Annotated in this window: 16 protein-coding genes; 5 read left to right on the top strand and 11 right to left on the bottom strand. The window is 38.9% G+C overall.

Annotation, left to right across the window (positions count from 1 at the left end):
- Positions 1 to 13 precede the first annotated feature (13 nt).
- From greA to I6J02_RS11390, 4 genes are all read right to left on the bottom strand, one after another.
- On the bottom strand, positions 14 to 487 hold the full coding sequence (gene greA, locus I6J02_RS11405; RefSeq protein ID WP_115388600.1) for a transcription elongation factor GreA: 474 nt from the start codon (positions 485 to 487) through the stop codon (positions 14 to 16).
- 135 nt (positions 488 to 622) lie between these two features.
- Positions 623 to 1,318 (bottom strand): response regulator transcription factor, encoded by a 696-nt coding sequence (locus I6J02_RS11400; protein ID WP_172462532.1) that lies wholly within the window; start codon positions 1,316 to 1,318, stop codon positions 623 to 625.
- 16 nt (positions 1,319 to 1,334) lie between these two features.
- Positions 1,335 to 2,996 (bottom strand): sensor histidine kinase, encoded by a 1,662-nt coding sequence (locus I6J02_RS11395; RefSeq protein ID WP_201678122.1) that lies wholly within the window; start codon positions 2,994 to 2,996, stop codon positions 1,335 to 1,337.
- A gap of 34 nt (positions 2,997 to 3,030) precedes the next feature.
- Entirely contained in the window at positions 3,031 to 4,920 is a 1,890-nt protein-coding gene (locus tag I6J02_RS11390) for a S9 family peptidase (protein ID WP_201678121.1), read from the bottom strand.
- A gap of 124 nt (positions 4,921 to 5,044) precedes the next feature.
- On the opposite strand from I6J02_RS11390, the gene I6J02_RS11385 reads away from it, so the two are divergent.
- Positions 5,045 to 5,329, top strand: a complete 285-nt coding sequence (locus I6J02_RS11385; protein ID WP_201678120.1) for a DUF4286 family protein — start codon at positions 5,045 to 5,047, stop codon at positions 5,327 to 5,329.
- Between the two features lie 6 nt (positions 5,330 to 5,335).
- Here the strand turns inward: I6J02_RS11385 and I6J02_RS11380 are convergent, their stop codons facing one another.
- The 6 genes from I6J02_RS11380 to I6J02_RS11355 form a co-directional block, all read right to left on the bottom strand.
- On the bottom strand, positions 5,336 to 5,737 hold the full coding sequence (locus I6J02_RS11380) for a DUF983 domain-containing protein (protein ID WP_201678119.1): 402 nt from the start codon (positions 5,735 to 5,737) through the stop codon (positions 5,336 to 5,338).
- A 3-nt stretch (positions 5,738 to 5,740) separates the two neighbouring features.
- Entirely contained in the window at positions 5,741 to 6,001 is a 261-nt protein-coding gene (locus I6J02_RS11375; RefSeq protein WP_201678118.1) for a hypothetical protein, read from the bottom strand.
- Positions 6,002 to 6,029: 28 nt separating this feature from the next.
- The gene (locus I6J02_RS11370; RefSeq protein WP_201678117.1) at positions 6,030 to 6,716 is read right to left on the bottom strand and encodes an RluA family pseudouridine synthase; all 687 of its coding nucleotides are present in this window, start codon (positions 6,714 to 6,716) and stop codon (positions 6,030 to 6,032) included.
- Between the two features lie 179 nt (positions 6,717 to 6,895).
- Complete coding sequence (locus tag I6J02_RS11365; RefSeq protein ID WP_201678116.1) at positions 6,896 to 7,909, bottom strand: MlaD family protein; 1,014 nt, start codon at positions 7,907 to 7,909, stop codon at positions 6,896 to 6,898.
- 5 nt (positions 7,910 to 7,914) lie between these two features.
- Positions 7,915 to 8,691: an ABC transporter ATP-binding protein gene (locus I6J02_RS11360; protein ID WP_201678115.1), complete on the bottom strand. Its 777-nt coding sequence runs from the start codon at positions 8,689 to 8,691 to the stop codon at positions 7,915 to 7,917.
- A gap of 1 nt (position 8,692) precedes the next feature.
- Positions 8,693 to 9,451 carry an MlaE family ABC transporter permease gene (locus I6J02_RS11355; RefSeq protein WP_201678114.1) on the bottom strand — a complete coding sequence of 253 codons (759 nt, stop codon included), beginning with the start codon at positions 9,449 to 9,451 and terminating at the stop codon, positions 8,693 to 8,695.
- Between the two features lie 263 nt (positions 9,452 to 9,714).
- Here I6J02_RS11355 and I6J02_RS11350 point away from each other — a divergent pair, with 263 nt between their 5' ends.
- The 3 genes from I6J02_RS11350 (at position 9,715) to I6J02_RS11340 (ending at position 13,131) form a co-directional block, all read left to right on the top strand.
- Positions 9,715 to 11,091, top strand: a complete 1,377-nt coding sequence (locus I6J02_RS11350; RefSeq protein WP_201678113.1) for a DUF6600 domain-containing protein — start codon at positions 9,715 to 9,717, stop codon at positions 11,089 to 11,091.
- Positions 11,092 to 11,254: 163 nt separating this feature from the next.
- A complete protein-coding gene (gene pncB / locus I6J02_RS11345) occupies positions 11,255 to 12,427 on the top strand; it encodes a nicotinate phosphoribosyltransferase (RefSeq protein ID WP_201678112.1) in 1,173 nt (390 codons plus the stop codon).
- Entirely contained in the window at positions 12,427 to 13,131 is a 705-nt protein-coding gene (locus I6J02_RS11340) for a class I SAM-dependent methyltransferase (protein WP_201678111.1), read from the top strand. Before pncB ends, I6J02_RS11340 begins: the two co-directional genes overlap by 1 nt.
- 51 nt (positions 13,132 to 13,182) lie before the next feature.
- Here the strand turns inward: I6J02_RS11340 and serS are convergent, their stop codons facing one another.
- Positions 13,183 to 14,454, bottom strand: coding sequence for a serine--tRNA ligase (gene serS, locus I6J02_RS11335; RefSeq protein ID WP_201678110.1), 1,272 nt, complete (start codon positions 14,452 to 14,454; stop codon positions 13,183 to 13,185).
- Between the two features lie 177 nt (positions 14,455 to 14,631).
- On the opposite strand from serS, the gene rsmI reads away from it, so the two are divergent.
- On the top strand, positions 14,632 to 15,297 hold the full coding sequence (rsmI, locus tag I6J02_RS11330; protein ID WP_201678109.1) for a 16S rRNA (cytidine(1402)-2'-O)-methyltransferase: 666 nt from the start codon (positions 14,632 to 14,634) through the stop codon (positions 15,295 to 15,297).
- The last annotated feature ends 3 nt before the right edge of the window (positions 15,298 to 15,300 follow it).

Raw genomic sequence — 15,300 nt, 5'->3', positions numbered from 1 at the left:
ACCTACAATATTATTATCTCGAAATTTCCATGATCTCGAATTCGATTTTACCAGCCGGAACTTCAATAGTTGCCGTATCTCCTTTTGATTTTCCAAGCAGACCTTGTGCAATTGGTGATTTAACCGATATTTTACCTGATTTAAGATCAGCTTCTGTTTCAGAAACAAGCTGATATGTCATTTCCGAACCGTTCTTTTTGTTTTTGATACGTACAATAGATAATGCTAATACCTTTGATGTATCTAATTTGGACTCATCAATAAGTCGTGCACTGGAAAGAACATCTTCCAGCTTAGCAATTTTTGCTTCATGTAAACCTTGAGCTTCCTTTGCCGCATCGTATTCAGCATTCTCTGACAAATCACCTTTGTCTCTAGCTTCAGCGATAGCCTTTGCGATGTTAGCTCTTCCCTCTGTCTTCAGTTGATGCAACTCTTCTTTGAGTTTATCTAATCCCTCCTGGTTGTAATAAGTTACTTCTGCCATAATTATTTAACTTTTTTAACTTTTCAAAACATAAAAAGACAAGACCATCCTGTCCTGTTCGGACAACATGGTCTTGCTATATTTACGAAGATAACAATTGTTTTGAAATAAACAAAAACTATCTTGTTATATATTTTACTCGTCTTCGTCAATAAATTTATACCCCAATCCTCTCACTGTCTGCAGATAATGTGGCTTATCCGGGTTCTTTTCGATCTTTTTACGAAGTCTCACCACATGCATATCCAACGTTCTTGTATTGACATTGGAGCTATATCCCCAAACGACTTCCATCAGCTCCTCACGGGTAATTTCTTTACCCACATTTTGAAGAAAATGCAACAAGATCCTGTTTTCCAGAATTGTCAACTCGATCTTCTTTCCATCTCTCACTAAAGAGTGTACATTGGGATGATGTTCTGTACTGCCAAAGTGATACACCTCCGCTCCGCTCTTAGGAACAAAGAATCTCACTTTATTCTCGATCATCGCAACTAACACATCCATATTGAATGGTTTGGTTATATAATCTGTCACTCCAAAACTGTAGGCATCGATTTTATCTATATCCTGAGATTTGGCAGTCATCATAATAATAATGTTCTCAAACCCTGCTTTACGCACATCTTCACAAACGATGTTACCTTCCTTACCGGGAAGCATCCAATCTAATAAAACAATATCAGGTCTTTCATCTAAAATCATTTTTTCAGCATCCAGCCCATTTCCGGACTGAATTACTTTGTAATTCTCAGACTGTAACCGATGACTTACCAAGAAACGTAGATTCTCATCATCTTCTACTACAGCAATTGTAATATCCTTTTGCATATCTTTTATCATTATTTTAGACCGGGAACGTCAAAGTAAAGGTAGTCCCCTTACCAAGTTGGCTATCTACACGGATATCACCTCCCATAAATTCAGTAATCTCCTTGCAAAATGCCAACCCAAGACCTATACTTCCCTGTTGATTATATTGATTCTTTACTCTATAAAACTTCTTAAATATATTCTGGTATTCTTGTTTATTAATGCCTATTCCTTCATCCCTGAATATGATAACAAAATTTTTTTTATTTTGTTGTATATCAACATCTAAAACTTTGTTTGAAGGATTAGAATATTTATACGCATTATCAATCAGATTTTGAAAAACACTTGATAACAATACCGGATCAGTTATCATATCATTTTTGACTGTAATCCGGTAAGATAGTTTAAGGTCCGGATAGCTGATCTTAGTAGCTGAAAATATCGTTTCACATAATTCTTTTAAATCTACCCGTTCTCTTTTGAATTTTATGGATTTATTTTCAATTTGTGTAAATGACAATAATTTATTCATCAGGCTATTGAGCTTGTCGGCTTCCTGATCCAGAATCTTACCATACATAGTCCGCTCTTCATCACTGATCTTCTCCGCACTTTTTATGTTGTTACCGGCAATTTTGATAACACTTACGGGTGTCTTAAACTCATGTGTGAGGTTATTAATAAAGTCATATTGCAAGCGGTAAAGCCTGCTATTGATCATCACATTTCTATAGATAAGATATGCAATTAGCAGCAGAATAATATATAATAATGATATACCAAGTACAACAGGAGCAAATCGACGATTAGTCTCTTTTTTAATAAAGGATTCTGATGTACTGAAGGTAATCTTGTAGTCTGAAAGGGCGCCCGGAAGCGAAACTTCTGTATACAGATACGGCTTCTCACCAGTCAGATTGACACTTACCAGGGGTACGATTTCTATATTTTCATATAGATTAGGATAGACATTGGTAATTCTGATCTTACGTGGATCTATATAGAAGACAAAAAGATCCTGATCATAACTAACAGGCTGTTTGATAGCTCCTCTTAACAATTCACGATAGGAAACCAGATCGCCGATACGTGGAATATTCATATATGCGATCTTTCCGGGCGTCATATCGTAAAAGATCTTAAAGATCAAATTATCAGTAAGCTTTGTCGAATCATTTACCCGGTCCAGAAAACTGACCAGCTTGACGGTCATATTATTAAAGTCGTCCGAATAATTTTTGAGATTATTATCTTCCAGACGCTTTGATATCAGATGATGATTTTCATTTAGCGAATAAGAAAATACAGATCTGGACTGTATAAGCAGATTATTGTATTTGATCTCATATCCTTCTTCTTCATCATTTGTAATAGCGATATCATAAAACATTGTTTCTCTGACGAAAGGATATTTGCGCAGAATATTATCGATCATACCCTTCGCTTCATTTGTATCAAGAAACCCCTGATAATACGAAATTTCAGGAATTCTGTTTTGGAAGAAGTCATTAAAAGGCACTAAAGATTTATCATACACCTCTACCTTGCGGTTCGCAAATTCGCTATCCACAAAATTGGAGATCATCGTTCGTGCAAAGAATACAGACACCACATAAAGTATGGTTACAAATACCACAAAGGCAATAAGTAAACCAATATTTTTACGGTATGTATACTTTGTTGAAGTACTCATATGATATAAGTCTCGTGCATATTAAGATTCAGGATTATTTTAAATATTTGTTCAGAAAGACTTCCATCTCCTGGTAATAAGAGACAATGTTCTCTTCATTTTTAAATCGTCTTCCTTCATCATCCTTAACAATATACTGCACAGGCACATTGTTATTTTTAAGACGTTGCACAAATTGATTTGCATCATTTACAGAACTGAACTTGTCACGTCCGCCCTGAACCATAAAAATAGGTATTTTTACTTTATCCGAATGAAAAACAGGTGAAATAGCTTTAAAGAGATCTGATTCGGTCTCCGGATTCCCCACAACCTGATAATAAAACTGGACATAAGGTTTGAAATAAGGAGGCACTTGTTTAAAATAGGTAAACAGATTAGTATAACCTGAATTTGAAATAGCACAAGCGTACAAAGAAGAGTTAAAACAGGCCGCATATAATGCCGAATAGCCCCCAAAGCCATTCCCCATAATTGCGATCTTATTACGATCTGCAATACCCTCATGAATAAGCAGCATGACACCGTCTGTAATATCATTCTGGATCTTTCCGCCCCACTCTTTGAAACCTGAAACCCAGAATTTCTTACCGTACCCTACAGAACCGCGGTAATTCATCTGAAAGACAACATAACCCCGGCTCGCCAGAAATTGCACTTCAGGCTGGAATCCCCAATCGACACGTCCGTTAGGACCATCATGTGGAATAACTACGACAGGGAGGTTCTTCCTATCCTTATTTAACGGATAAGTGATATATCCCTGAATGGTCAGTCCGTCCCTTGTCTGATAAGTCATAGGTTCCATCGCTGACATCTGACGATTAGCAATCTTAGGATTCAGGTCTGCCAGTTTCATTAATTTATCCTCTGCGACATTATAATAATAGATCGCTCCAGGATTTTGATCTGTGTAGCTTTTAAAAATAAAATGATTCAATGAAGAGTCACGGTCTATAAACTCAATCTCAGCCTGATCTACTTTTGCCCTGATCCGATCATTTACCTGTTTGACCTTCTCGTTAAAAAACACACGTGTTTCTTTCTTAAGCGCAAAACCGGCGTATACCATCTCATTCAATTCATTGGAATAGCCGGTCGAATTGAGATCGACATCAGGATGACCAAATATTTCTTTTATTTCTGTTCCGCTTGAGGCGTCATATTCGACCAGGGTCAGCTTATCACGACCTACATTCGAAAGCGCATAAATCTTAGAGGAAGATCCCTTTACAAATCCTAATGGCAGAATATTAGTCTCAAAATCATTGGTTACAATCTCTTTAAAAGGAGTTTTCTGGTTCGGACGGTACAGAATAGATTCTTCTACACTATCGCTGGTCAACGCCAGACGAACTTCACCGTCAGGCGAACCGTACCAGGAAATAACGTTACCAGGGTTTTTATCTAACAGCTGTTTAGGTCGGCCATCCAGAAATACCCTGTAAACATCAAAAACAGATGAATCACGCTCATTAATTGCTGCCAGCAGACTGTTATCTCTTAATACAATGGGATTAACCCATCTGAGTCTTCTTTTTAAGGGTTTAAAAAGCGGAACAGATGCTTCCGTATGCACATCAATGGCAAATAACCTCAAACTGTCTTCGGGAGACTGCGTATTGGAATAAACGATTTTATCTTTATTTGCCCAGAAGAAATACTGAACATTCATATCAGCCTGATAAGTAAGCTGTTTTGATTTGGATTTATCCTCCAGATTAAGGATAAAAATATTTTTACAATGATTCTCCAGCCCCAGATATGCAATCTGTTTTCCGTCAGGAGAGATTTTAAAGTTAGTTTTTTCGGGTATGGCAAAAAAATCCTGTACCGGGATTAATTTGCTGTCACTTTTGTTTGTGCAACCTATCCCGATCAACAATAACAGACCCGCAATTGCATTTAAAACTATTTTACCCATATATTAGAAGTCCCTGTTTCAAATATTCAAATTATTAACGACAACTCAAGGATATGCAACCTTATTTTTACATAAAACCGGATACAGAATCAGAGCTATCAACAATTGTTGGTACATTTGCATTATGTATTTATATAACATCTCCATCATCACAGAAGATTCAGTTCATGCCGAAATAATGGATTGGGTAAAAGCAGGAATTCTGAGTCAAAACGAATATCCGACCAAATTCTTAGCATTATTGAATTCACCACATGAGGGCCAAACACACTGTATTCAACTGGTGGTAGAAAGTGAGCAGGACATTGAGAGCTTTAATGCGAAATACCTGGCACCGTTTCAGGAATTCATCGCAACCTCCTACCACGGAAAAGCTTTTATATTCGACAGTGTTATGAAATACTTGTAGTACGTATTACTTTTCTATATTCGCAGCTTCTTCCTCATACCTTGGGTTATAGGTAATCTTGGGAGTCATATAATGTAACAGTACTAATCTGGAATATCTGAAATTAAAAGGGGCAAAAATCAGCGTAGTAAAGAACAGAACTCCCAAATACAACCAAGGAGATTCACTCTTGGTGATAATATAGGTCGCCACGGCAAGACTCACTATCTGAGCTACAGAAAATGCATAGCTGACATACATCGCTGCATAGAAATAACCCGGTTCTACCTCAAATTTGACCCCACAGACAGGACAAAAATCATTCATCTTTTGTTTACGGAATCCGTAAGCCTTACCTTCAAAAACTTTACCTACGCGACAACGCGGACATTTAGAATGTGTAAGAGCAGAAAATCTGGATGTAGCCATTCGTTAAAAATAAACTTTCTCGTCATTCTGTTTACGGAACTTCTTGTACCACAGAAATCCCACTCCTGCAACAATGATAAGGGGTACGCCCAACAGGAATAATACACCATCATTCAGTCCGTTACCTTGTGTATTACCATTTTTTGTACCGTTCTCCGCATTAAGAGAACACATTGCACATTGTGCCTGTACTGTAGAATGTGGGGTTCCGATCCATAACAGCACACAAGAAATAAGAACAAAAAAGTGCTTAACTATTTTCATATCACAAAGTTAATTATTTTTAAACCGATTACAGTAATACATTAAATTTTTCCCAGAAACCATCTACCGGCAGGCCTGCTACAAGTTTCATGGGCTCATCTTTGACAGGATGAACAAAAGATAAACTTCGGGAATGTAAGCAGATACTTCTGCGCAGACTTCCGCGTGGATAGCCATATTTATTATCTCCGACAATAGGACATCCCATCGTTGACAATTGCACCCTGATCTGATGCGTACGCCCAGTTTTGGGTTTCACATGAAGCAGATAATACCCATCCAGTTCGCCGATAACCTTATAATCTAATTCAGCATAACTGCTTCCTTTTATTTCTCTGTTATACGCCTTTGTAATCATTTTTTTGCGGTCCCGGACTAACCAATTCTGTAGCTTACCTGACATCTGCTCAGGTTTATTTCGTACCACTGCCAGATAAGATTTTTCTACATCGCGGTCATGAAACAACTTGTTCATACGATCCAGCCCTTTACTGGTCTTCGCAAAAACAATCAACCCGCTAACCGGTCTGTCCAGACGATGTATCACACCTATAAATGCATTTGGCTTTTCATATTTACGCTCCAGGTATTCTTTGACCATCATATCCAAAGATTTATCGCCCGAATCATCCACCTGCACTATATCACCGGCACGCTTATTAATTGCTATGAGGTGATTGTCCTCATAGATAACATCTTTATCCGTAATCTGCATAATAATATAAATCGAGTACAAAAATAGCTCAAATAAACCAAAAAGAGCATACGGAATAGATTTCAATATGCAAATAGGATTTTCTTACCTCAAATAAAAATCCCGAAACTTGTCTGTTAATAAAAGACAGGTTTCGGGATTGACTTAGAATTTTTCTGTTTTCTAAACTATAGAAAGGCTTATTTTGAACTTCCTGATAAGGCTTTTAAACTATCGGCTTTGGCCTTTTCTTGTTCTTTCTGTTGTTTTTTAAAGAAACCTCTTAACAGAAAGTTACTCTGCATGGCTTCCATATTCTGATCCAGTTTGGCGGTACTCAGATTCAGATTACGTAGAATCTGTTTGATTTCTGCTGCACCTTCAGGATCATTTGTCAAGGCTCCAACTACATTGTTTTTATCATTCAGACGGGCAGATGTAGCGTTAAGATTGCTCATCAGCGCACTTGCTGTCTGTGTTACCCCCTGCAATTGTGCAGCTGATTCTCTCAGACTGGCAAATACGGCTGTATCTGTCGAAAGCTGATGAATTAGTCCCTGATTACTGTTGAGTTTATTTGTTACAGCAACCAGATTATTTGAAGCCTGATTAGCATTCGTCATCAGTTTATTCAAATTATCTAACGATTTGCTTAATGAGACCACCATAGTAGAGTCTGTCAACATCGCACCGACCATTCCTTTGCCATCCACCAGATTCTGGGATAACACTGCAAAATTACGCGTAATCTCAACAAGATTATCATTATTGACAGATAGTGTGGCCATCATAGCTTCCATATCGGTACCTTTTGCTGAGTGGAGAATATCTCCGTCCTCAATGGGCTGAGCGGTCTGCGAACCTCCTACGAGTGTAATAATAGAATTACCGATAAGACCGTCAGATCCTAATTTAGCAACCGCATCTTTACGAATAAATTCGCTGGATTTAGCTTCGATACTCATCACCACTTTTACATATTTAATGCTTTCAAAAGAGATGTCTTTTACTATACCAACCTTTACACCCGAAAACCAGACGTTATTACCAATTTTCAACCCTTTTACATCCTCAAATTCTGTTGTAACAGTCAATGTCTTTGTAAACTTCTTCTGTTGTCCTCCCAATGTCAATATACCGGCTACGAGGATAATCAAGCCGATAAGAACAAATAGACCTACTACTAATGTGCGTTTATTGTCTGCTGCGCTCATATTTTTTAAACTATAAAATTGTAATCATAAAACGCTTTCACACGTTTATCATCTGTGTCAAATATTTCATTAAAACTTCCCTGTCTTTCAAATCTGCCATCCAGTAGCATCACAATACGGTCACCTACAGTTTTGGCACAAGCCAAATCATGGGTGATAATAATAGAGGAAGTTTTATATTTTTCCTGTACCTCATTTATAAGACTGTTAATCTCAAGACAAGTGATAGGATCTAATCCTGCTGTAGGCTCATCATACATCATAATATCAGGTCTCAATATCAGAGTCCGGGCAATACCGATACGTTTACGCTGACCTCCTGACAATTCAGAAGGCATCTGATTGATCGCCTGAGATAGCCCTACACCTTCCAGCACATCTTCCACTTCTGCATCGATCTCTGCGCGTGTCAGGTTTCTTTTATTTCGTACTAATGGAAATTCCAGATTCTCCCGTACCGTCATACTATCATACAGGGCACTGTTCTGAAAAGAAAAACCTATTTTAAGACGGAGTTGTTGTAATTCTTTCACACCCAGCTCAGTGACAGATTCACCCATCACCTGAATACTTCCCTGATCTGGTTCCAATAATCCAGAAATCAGCTTAATCAGAACTGACTTACCTGTCCCCGAGCGTCCCAGAACCACCAGATTCTCTCCGTTGAAAAGCTGCAGGTTTACATCACGCAGGACGTCAAGTGTTCCGAATGACTTACTGACATTCTTAACATCAATAACCACGTCATTGTAATCAATATTATAATCGTGCTTCTTTTCCATATTACGTAAAAGCAGCTAAAATTTGAACAATCAATATCTCCTCAATAAACACAATAAACATCGAAGCAACTACAGCACTGTTGGCTGCTTTTCCGACACCTTCGGTTCCTTTTGACGAAAAATATCCACAATAACTACTGACTGCACCAATCGTAAATCCAAATACAACGGCTCTAAATACCATCGCAAAAATATCTTTATAAGCGATCGCTTCAAATACCTGTGTAAAAAAGCTTAGAAAACTGACATCATCTTTACTCGCTATACTTAAATAACCTCCCAAAAGGCCTATACCTGCAGTGTAGAAACAAAGAATAGGAATACCAATAGTAGTAGCCCATATACGGCTCACAATCAGAAATTTGAACGGATTTGTACCGGATACTTCCATGGCATCAATCTGTTCAGTAACATTCATTGAACTTAACTCAGCACCAATCTGTGAACCAACCTTACCGGAAGCAATCAACGCTGTCACCAGAGGAGCCAGTGCCCGGATAATGGCAATGGAAATTAATGACGGTAACCAGGATGTTGCTCCGAACTCTTCCAATGAAGGTCTGGATTGTTTTGTAAACACAAAACCAACAATAAAACCAGTAACACTGATCAAGGGTAAAGAACGCCAGCCTATTTCGTAGCATTGACGGATAATCTCTTTTATCTCAAACGGAGGACTTACTACTTCCTTCAAAAACCGCATCAAAAAACGGTGGATGTTAGCAAACTCTATAAGTAAATTTCTTACTTTATTTTTCATTTACGCAACAAATTGCTTGTACTATTCAATGTATACTCTCTTTAAACAGGGTGTAAAGGTACTAATTTCTACTTTTCATTCTAATCAAAAAAGACCAAAAACACCTTTACTTTTCAATTAACATATTTCAATGACAAAATGCCGGCCAATTTGTTTGATCAGGCAGAAATAAAAATTAAAGGGTCTCCATTTTAAACCTATTCAGATGTGCGCAGTCCTACAGATAAAATTAACAAAAGGATTCATCTTTTAAATTGAAGAATATGAAAGGGCTAAAAAAATCAACATTATTTATAATGACCATATTTGGTCTTGTAAGCCTTTTTTCGATATCTGCAGCCAGTGCTCAGGTAAGAGGGGGGGTATCACTGGATCTGTTCTATGATGAGTTATCTCCTTATGGTAACTGGGATGATGATCCTACATATGGTGAAGTATGGTATCCTGATGCAGGACGCGATTTCAGACCCTATTCCAGTAATGGATACTGGGCAATGACAGAATATGGAAATACATGGGTGTCGGATTATGCATGGGGCTGGGCGCCTTTTCATTACGGTCGTTGGGTATATTCCAATTACCGCGGATGGGGATGGATTCCAGGATACGAATGGGGACCAGCCTGGGTGGACTGGCGTTCGGGTAACGGATATTACGGTTGGGCACCAATGATGCCTTCTGTAAATGTAAACATCAATATTGGCATTGGTAACTTATGGGTATTCCTTCCTTCCCGTTATATCTTTGACCGTCATTTCCATAATCATTATGTACATGATTACGGACGTGTGTATAACAGAACAACCATCGTTCATAATACTTATGTTGTCAATAATAACCACTATTATGGCGGACCATCCCGCAGGGACATGGAACGCTCTAGCGGACGTAGTGTCACAGTACGAAATATGAGAACAAGTGATCGTCCGGGAAGATCCAGTGTAGATAGCCGTTCGGTATCTATCTATCGTCCGGACAGAGGTGACAGCCGTAGCAGTGATCGTCAGGCAAGCAGAGGAGACCGCGAGTCTACCAGAGCTAATACAGGTGTTGACAGAAGCAGAAATGCAGGTGACCGAAGCAGCCGCAGTACAGATATCTCCTCTAATCGTACAGAACGAGGCAGCCGGACGCTCTATATTGACAAAGAAGGAAATGCAACATTGCAAAATGGAAGTAACTCCAGACCAAGAAGCAATGACAACAACGGAAATACAACCCGTACGGAAAGAAACAGAGAAGTACAACGTAACAGTGACATCCAAACTTCCCGTCCTTCCGAACGTCAGGCCGGAAACAGACAGGATCGCTCCAGTCAACGTGAAGCCTCAACTGTAGAACAAAATCGTGTAGAAAGACGAAATCAATCTATGGAAAGGCAACCAAGATCGTCACGCGGACAGTCAAATGAAAATATACAAAGAAGAGAATCTGCTCCTCAAAACCGTCCTTCCATTGAAAGAGGAAATTCACAACCTCAAATGGAGAACAGAGGACGCAGCAGATCTGCAGAAAGAGCTCCTCAATACCAACAGGCAAGTAGCAGAGGAAGCGAACAAAGAACAGCTAGTCCTGCGCCGAATCGTACGGAAAGAGGCACAGTATCTTCAGGAAGCAGCAGAAGCAACAGAGGTCGTTAGAAAAAGAATATTTAATTGAAATAAATTTGTGAGAAAGAGGTATTGCATTTATGCAATGCCTTTTTTGCTGGCATTTAATTACGTTCAAAAAACAATACTTTGTGATAACTTTTTGTACTTTTAATCTCTTTTAACACAAAATATAGTATTGCAAGCATACAGAATGGCGAAATTAACATCTATACTTGATAACGATTTCTACAAGTTTACCATGCAATTTGCAGTGGTCAAATTGTTTCCAAAGGCGAGAGCACGTTATCAGTTTATCAACAGAGGTCAGCATAAGTTTCCTCCCGGTTTTGACAAGTTACTTACTGAAGCTATTCATGAGATGGCTAAACTGAAACTCACAAAATCGGAAAAGTCGTTTTTTGCTGAAAACTGTCCTTATATTGATCCTACATATTTTGATTTTCTGGAGGGGTACCGCTATGATCCGGATGAGGTAACGGTATTGCAGGATGGTACAGATATTTCAGTTACGATTGAAGGGTATTGGTACCGTACTATTCTTTGGGAAGTGCCTATTATGTCACTTATCTGTGAATTGTTTTATGAAGCTACCGGAGCCCAAAGGCTGGAGGATAGCGAAGTCATTTCTATTGCTAAAGACAAAATCCTGAAATACGATAAACTGGGAATTACGATTGCGGACTTCGGTACACGCAGACGTCACTCTTATTATGTACACAATCTGATCGTAGAAACTTTAAAAAAATATGGTCAGGGTACTTTTATCGGCTCCAGCAATGTACATCTTGCTCAACTACATAAAATAAAACCTATTGGTACACATGCACATGAATGGTTTATGTTCCATGCTGCCAAATATGGTTACAAGATGGCTAATCATTTAGGATTAGAACACTGGTCTGATGTCTATCGTGGAGATCTGGGAATAGCACTTGCCGACACCTATACGACGGATGTTTTTTTCAAACAGTTTGACAAAAAACTAACCAAGTTATTTGATGGTGTAAGACATGACAGCGGTGACCCCTTAGTGTTTGCAGACAAAACGATAGCCCATTATGTTAGAAACGGCATTAATCCGCTTTCCAAGACGATCACTTTTTCCGATGGTCTGGATTATGACAAAGTGGAAAAAATATCAGCATACTGTAAAGGCAAGATCGGCTATTCTTTTGGCATAGGTACCAACTTTACTAATGATGCGGGTCTTCCGGCAATGAATATTGTACTCAAGATGACAGAAGCTTATCCGGAAGAAGGAGAATGGACTCCGGTCATCAAATTATCCGATGAACCCAAGAAACACACAGGAGATCCGGAATCCATCTATCTGGCGAAAAAAATATTAATGATAGAAGACTGATGAATAGAGATGTATACGGAGAGGCTCTTCAGGAATATTTTGCAACGGGTGAGACAGCGTCTCCCCTTCTTTTGCATAGCAGTTATGGGGATATAGAAGAAATGCCGGTAGATATATTCTTCCGGGAAGAAGAAGATTTTACAGAGTTAGAATTTATTGCACTTTCATTATGTGATGGTAAAGTATTGGATGTCGGAGCTGGCACAGGTGTACACGCTTTATACCTTCAGCAAAAAGGGTTTGAGGTGGAAGCTCTGGAAATATCAGAGACGGCATCTCATATTATGAAGCAAAGAGGTGTAGATACGATTATAAACGATGATATCTTTAATCTGAAGGATCAGAAATTTAATACCTTATTATTTCTGATGAATGGTATAGGACTGGCAGGTGATCTGGAAGGATTCAGGAAATTACTCAGACACGCCAAATCGCTATTGGCCGATCGTGGTCAACTTTTGTTTGACTCCTCAGACATTTCATATTTGTATGAGGAATATCACATCAAAAAGCCTGATTATTATTTTGGTGAGATCAATTATCAGTATGAATACAGGGGAGTAAAAGGAGCTTCGTTTAAATGGCTTTACCTGGACCAGCAAACGCTGATCAAAGTGGCACGTGAAGAAAACTGGGTTGTTCAGATCCTGTTTGAAGATGATCAGGATCAGTATCTGGTACGAATGGAGCCTCGGCAGAATTAAGACACTGAGTTAAAGAAAAATGGTGGGATAAAATTATCCCACCATTTTTCTTTAGTCGATATACTCAAATCCTGTATACGGTACCAGAGCTGCCGGAACTTTAATTCCTTTGCCTGTCTGATTATTTTCAAGTAAGGAAGCCACTATACGTGGAAGTGCAAGTGCAGATCCGTTTAATGTATGGGCTAATTGCATTTTACCTTCTTCATTTTTGAAGCGTACTTTCAGACGGTTTGCCTGATAAGTTTCAAAATTAGAAACAGAAGAAACTTCCAGCCATCTTTTTTGTGCTGTGCTGTATACTTCAAGATCGTATGTCAATGAAGCTGTAAAGCTCATGTCGCCACCGCAAAGACGCAGTACACGGTATGGCAATTCCAGTTTTTCCAATAGTCCTTGTACATATTTACACATCTCTTCTATGACTTCATAGGATTGGTCAGGATGCACAATCTGTACTGCCTCCACTTTATCAAATTGATGCAGTCTGTTCAGTCCCCGTACGTGTGCTCCATAAGAACCTGCTTCTCTGCGGAAACACGGCGTATAAGCACAATGACGGATCGGAAAATCTTCCGCTTTTACAATAACGTCTCTGTACATATTCGTCACCGGCACTTCTGCTGTCGGGATCAGATAAAGATCATCCTGTCCTACATGATACATCTGCCCTTCTTTGTCAGGAAGCTGCCCTGTTCCGAAACCGGAAGCTTCGTTCACTACGATAGGGACCTGCACTTCTTTATACCCCACTTCTGCGGCCTGATCCAGAAAGAAATTAATCAACGCACGTTGTAACCTCGCTCCTTTTCCCTTATACACCGGAAATCCTGCTCCAGCGACCTTTGTGCCCAATTCGAAATCAATAATATCATATTTTGCAGCCAGCTCCCAATGCGGTAAAGCATCTTCATCCAGACTAGGTACATCACCTGCTGTATAAATCACTTCATTATCTTCCGCAGCTACTCCTAGAGGAACTGAACTATGTGGCAAGTTAGGTAATTGTACAATTTTATTGTGCAGTTCCTGTTCTACTTCACTCAGCTTTTCAGTCAGTTGTTTTACTTGTTCTTTATATCCGGACGATTGAGATTTTACAGTTTCAGCTTCTTCTTTTTTACCTTGACGCATCAAATCTCCTATTTGTTTTGCGGCAGCATTGGCTTCTGCTGAAAGGGAATCTGACTCCGACTGAGTTTTGCGACGCAACTCATCCAAAGCGATGATTTCGTCAACCAAACCTAATTCTTTGAAGTTTTTCACCCCTAATCTTTCGATTACCTTATCCCTGTTTTCACGGATATAATTTAATTGCAACATACTGTTTATGTATTTAATAATGACCAAAGATAAGAAGAGCTAAGAATATACAGAAAATGAATTCATAAAAGGTTAAAATTGAGTCCTTATTACTTACCCGTCAGGCTGTATTTGCCCAAATAAAAAGTCCCTTAACTGCAACATACGTCTTTTCACAAAAAACCTTTACCTTTGACTATGTTATATTTAGTTCCCACGCCAATTGGCAATCTTGAGGATATGACTTTCCGTGCTATTCGTGTGTTGAAAGAAGCTGATCTGATTCTCGCAGAAGATACGCGGACTTCTGCACCCTTACTCAAACACTTTGGAATTGATAAAAAGGTTTTTGCTCATCATCAGCATAATGAACATAAAGCCGTAACGGAGATTATCAGGTTTCTTAAAGAGGGACAGCAGATTGCACTGATTTCTGACGCTGGTACTCCTGCGATTTCCGATCCTGGTTTTTTATTAGTCAGAGCTGCCCTGAAAGAGGGTCTTGAAGTACAATGTCTGCCGGGGGCTACAGCATTTGTACCTGCACTGGTGAATTCAGGCTTGCCAAATGACAGGTTTTGCTTTGAGGGTTTCCTTCCCGTCAAAAAAGGAAGACAAACCAGATTAAAAAATCTTGCCGATGAAAAACGCACTATGATTTTTTATGAGTCGCCACATCGTCTGCTCAAATCTATCGATGAATTTATTGCCATTTTTGGTGAAGAAAGGCAAGGTTCTGTTTCCCGTGAGCTGAGCAAAATGTATGAAGAAAATGTTAGGGGAACATTAGCATCTTTAAAATTACATTTCGAAAACAATCCAATTAAGGGAGAATTTGTAATTTGTATTGCAGGATTAGAATAGTTA

It is taken from the genome of Sphingobacterium spiritivorum (genome assembly GCF_016725325.1).
Taxonomy (GTDB): domain Bacteria; phylum Bacteroidota; class Bacteroidia; order Sphingobacteriales; family Sphingobacteriaceae; genus Sphingobacterium.
The sequence above is the reverse complement of the archived record's forward strand: the minus strand, read 5'-3'. Positions and strand labels throughout refer to the sequence as shown.

Coding starts and splice junctions, on each gene's coding strand:
- I6J02_RS11390 (WP_201678121.1), bottom strand. CDS start 4,920: ATGGGTAAAATAGTTTTAAATGCAATTGCGGGTCTGTTATTGTTGATC.
- I6J02_RS11350 (WP_201678113.1), top strand. CDS start 9,715: ATGAAAGGGCTAAAAAAATCAACATTATTTATAATGACCATATTTGGT.
- I6J02_RS11380 (WP_201678119.1), bottom strand. CDS start 5,737: ATGGCTACATCCAGATTTTCTGCTCTTACACATTCTAAATGTCCGCGT.
- I6J02_RS11400 (WP_172462532.1), bottom strand. CDS start 1,318: ATGCAAAAGGATATTACAATTGCTGTAGTAGAAGATGATGAGAATCTA.
- rsmI (WP_201678109.1), top strand. CDS start 14,632: ATGTTATATTTAGTTCCCACGCCAATTGGCAATCTTGAGGATATGACT.
- I6J02_RS11340 (WP_201678111.1), top strand. CDS start 12,427: ATGAATAGAGATGTATACGGAGAGGCTCTTCAGGAATATTTTGCAACG.
- I6J02_RS11395 (WP_201678122.1), bottom strand. CDS start 2,996: ATGAGTACTTCAACAAAGTATACATACCGTAAAAATATTGGTTTACTT.
- I6J02_RS11365 (WP_201678116.1), bottom strand. CDS start 7,909: ATGAGCGCAGCAGACAATAAACGCACATTAGTAGTAGGTCTATTTGTT.
- I6J02_RS11360 (WP_201678115.1), bottom strand. CDS start 8,691: ATGGAAAAGAAGCACGATTATAATATTGATTACAATGACGTGGTTATT.
- greA (WP_115388600.1), bottom strand. CDS start 487: ATGGCAGAAGTAACTTATTACAACCAGGAGGGATTAGATAAACTCAAA.
- serS (WP_201678110.1), bottom strand. CDS start 14,454: ATGTTGCAATTAAATTATATCCGTGAAAACAGGGATAAGGTAATCGAA.
- pncB (WP_201678112.1), top strand. CDS start 11,255: ATGGCGAAATTAACATCTATACTTGATAACGATTTCTACAAGTTTACC.
- I6J02_RS11385 (WP_201678120.1), top strand. CDS start 5,045: ATGTATTTATATAACATCTCCATCATCACAGAAGATTCAGTTCATGCC.
- I6J02_RS11375 (WP_201678118.1), bottom strand. CDS start 6,001: ATGAAAATAGTTAAGCACTTTTTTGTTCTTATTTCTTGTGTGCTGTTA.
- I6J02_RS11370 (WP_201678117.1), bottom strand. CDS start 6,716: ATGCAGATTACGGATAAAGATGTTATCTATGAGGACAATCACCTCATA.
- I6J02_RS11355 (WP_201678114.1), bottom strand. CDS start 9,451: ATGAAAAATAAAGTAAGAAATTTACTTATAGAGTTTGCTAACATCCAC.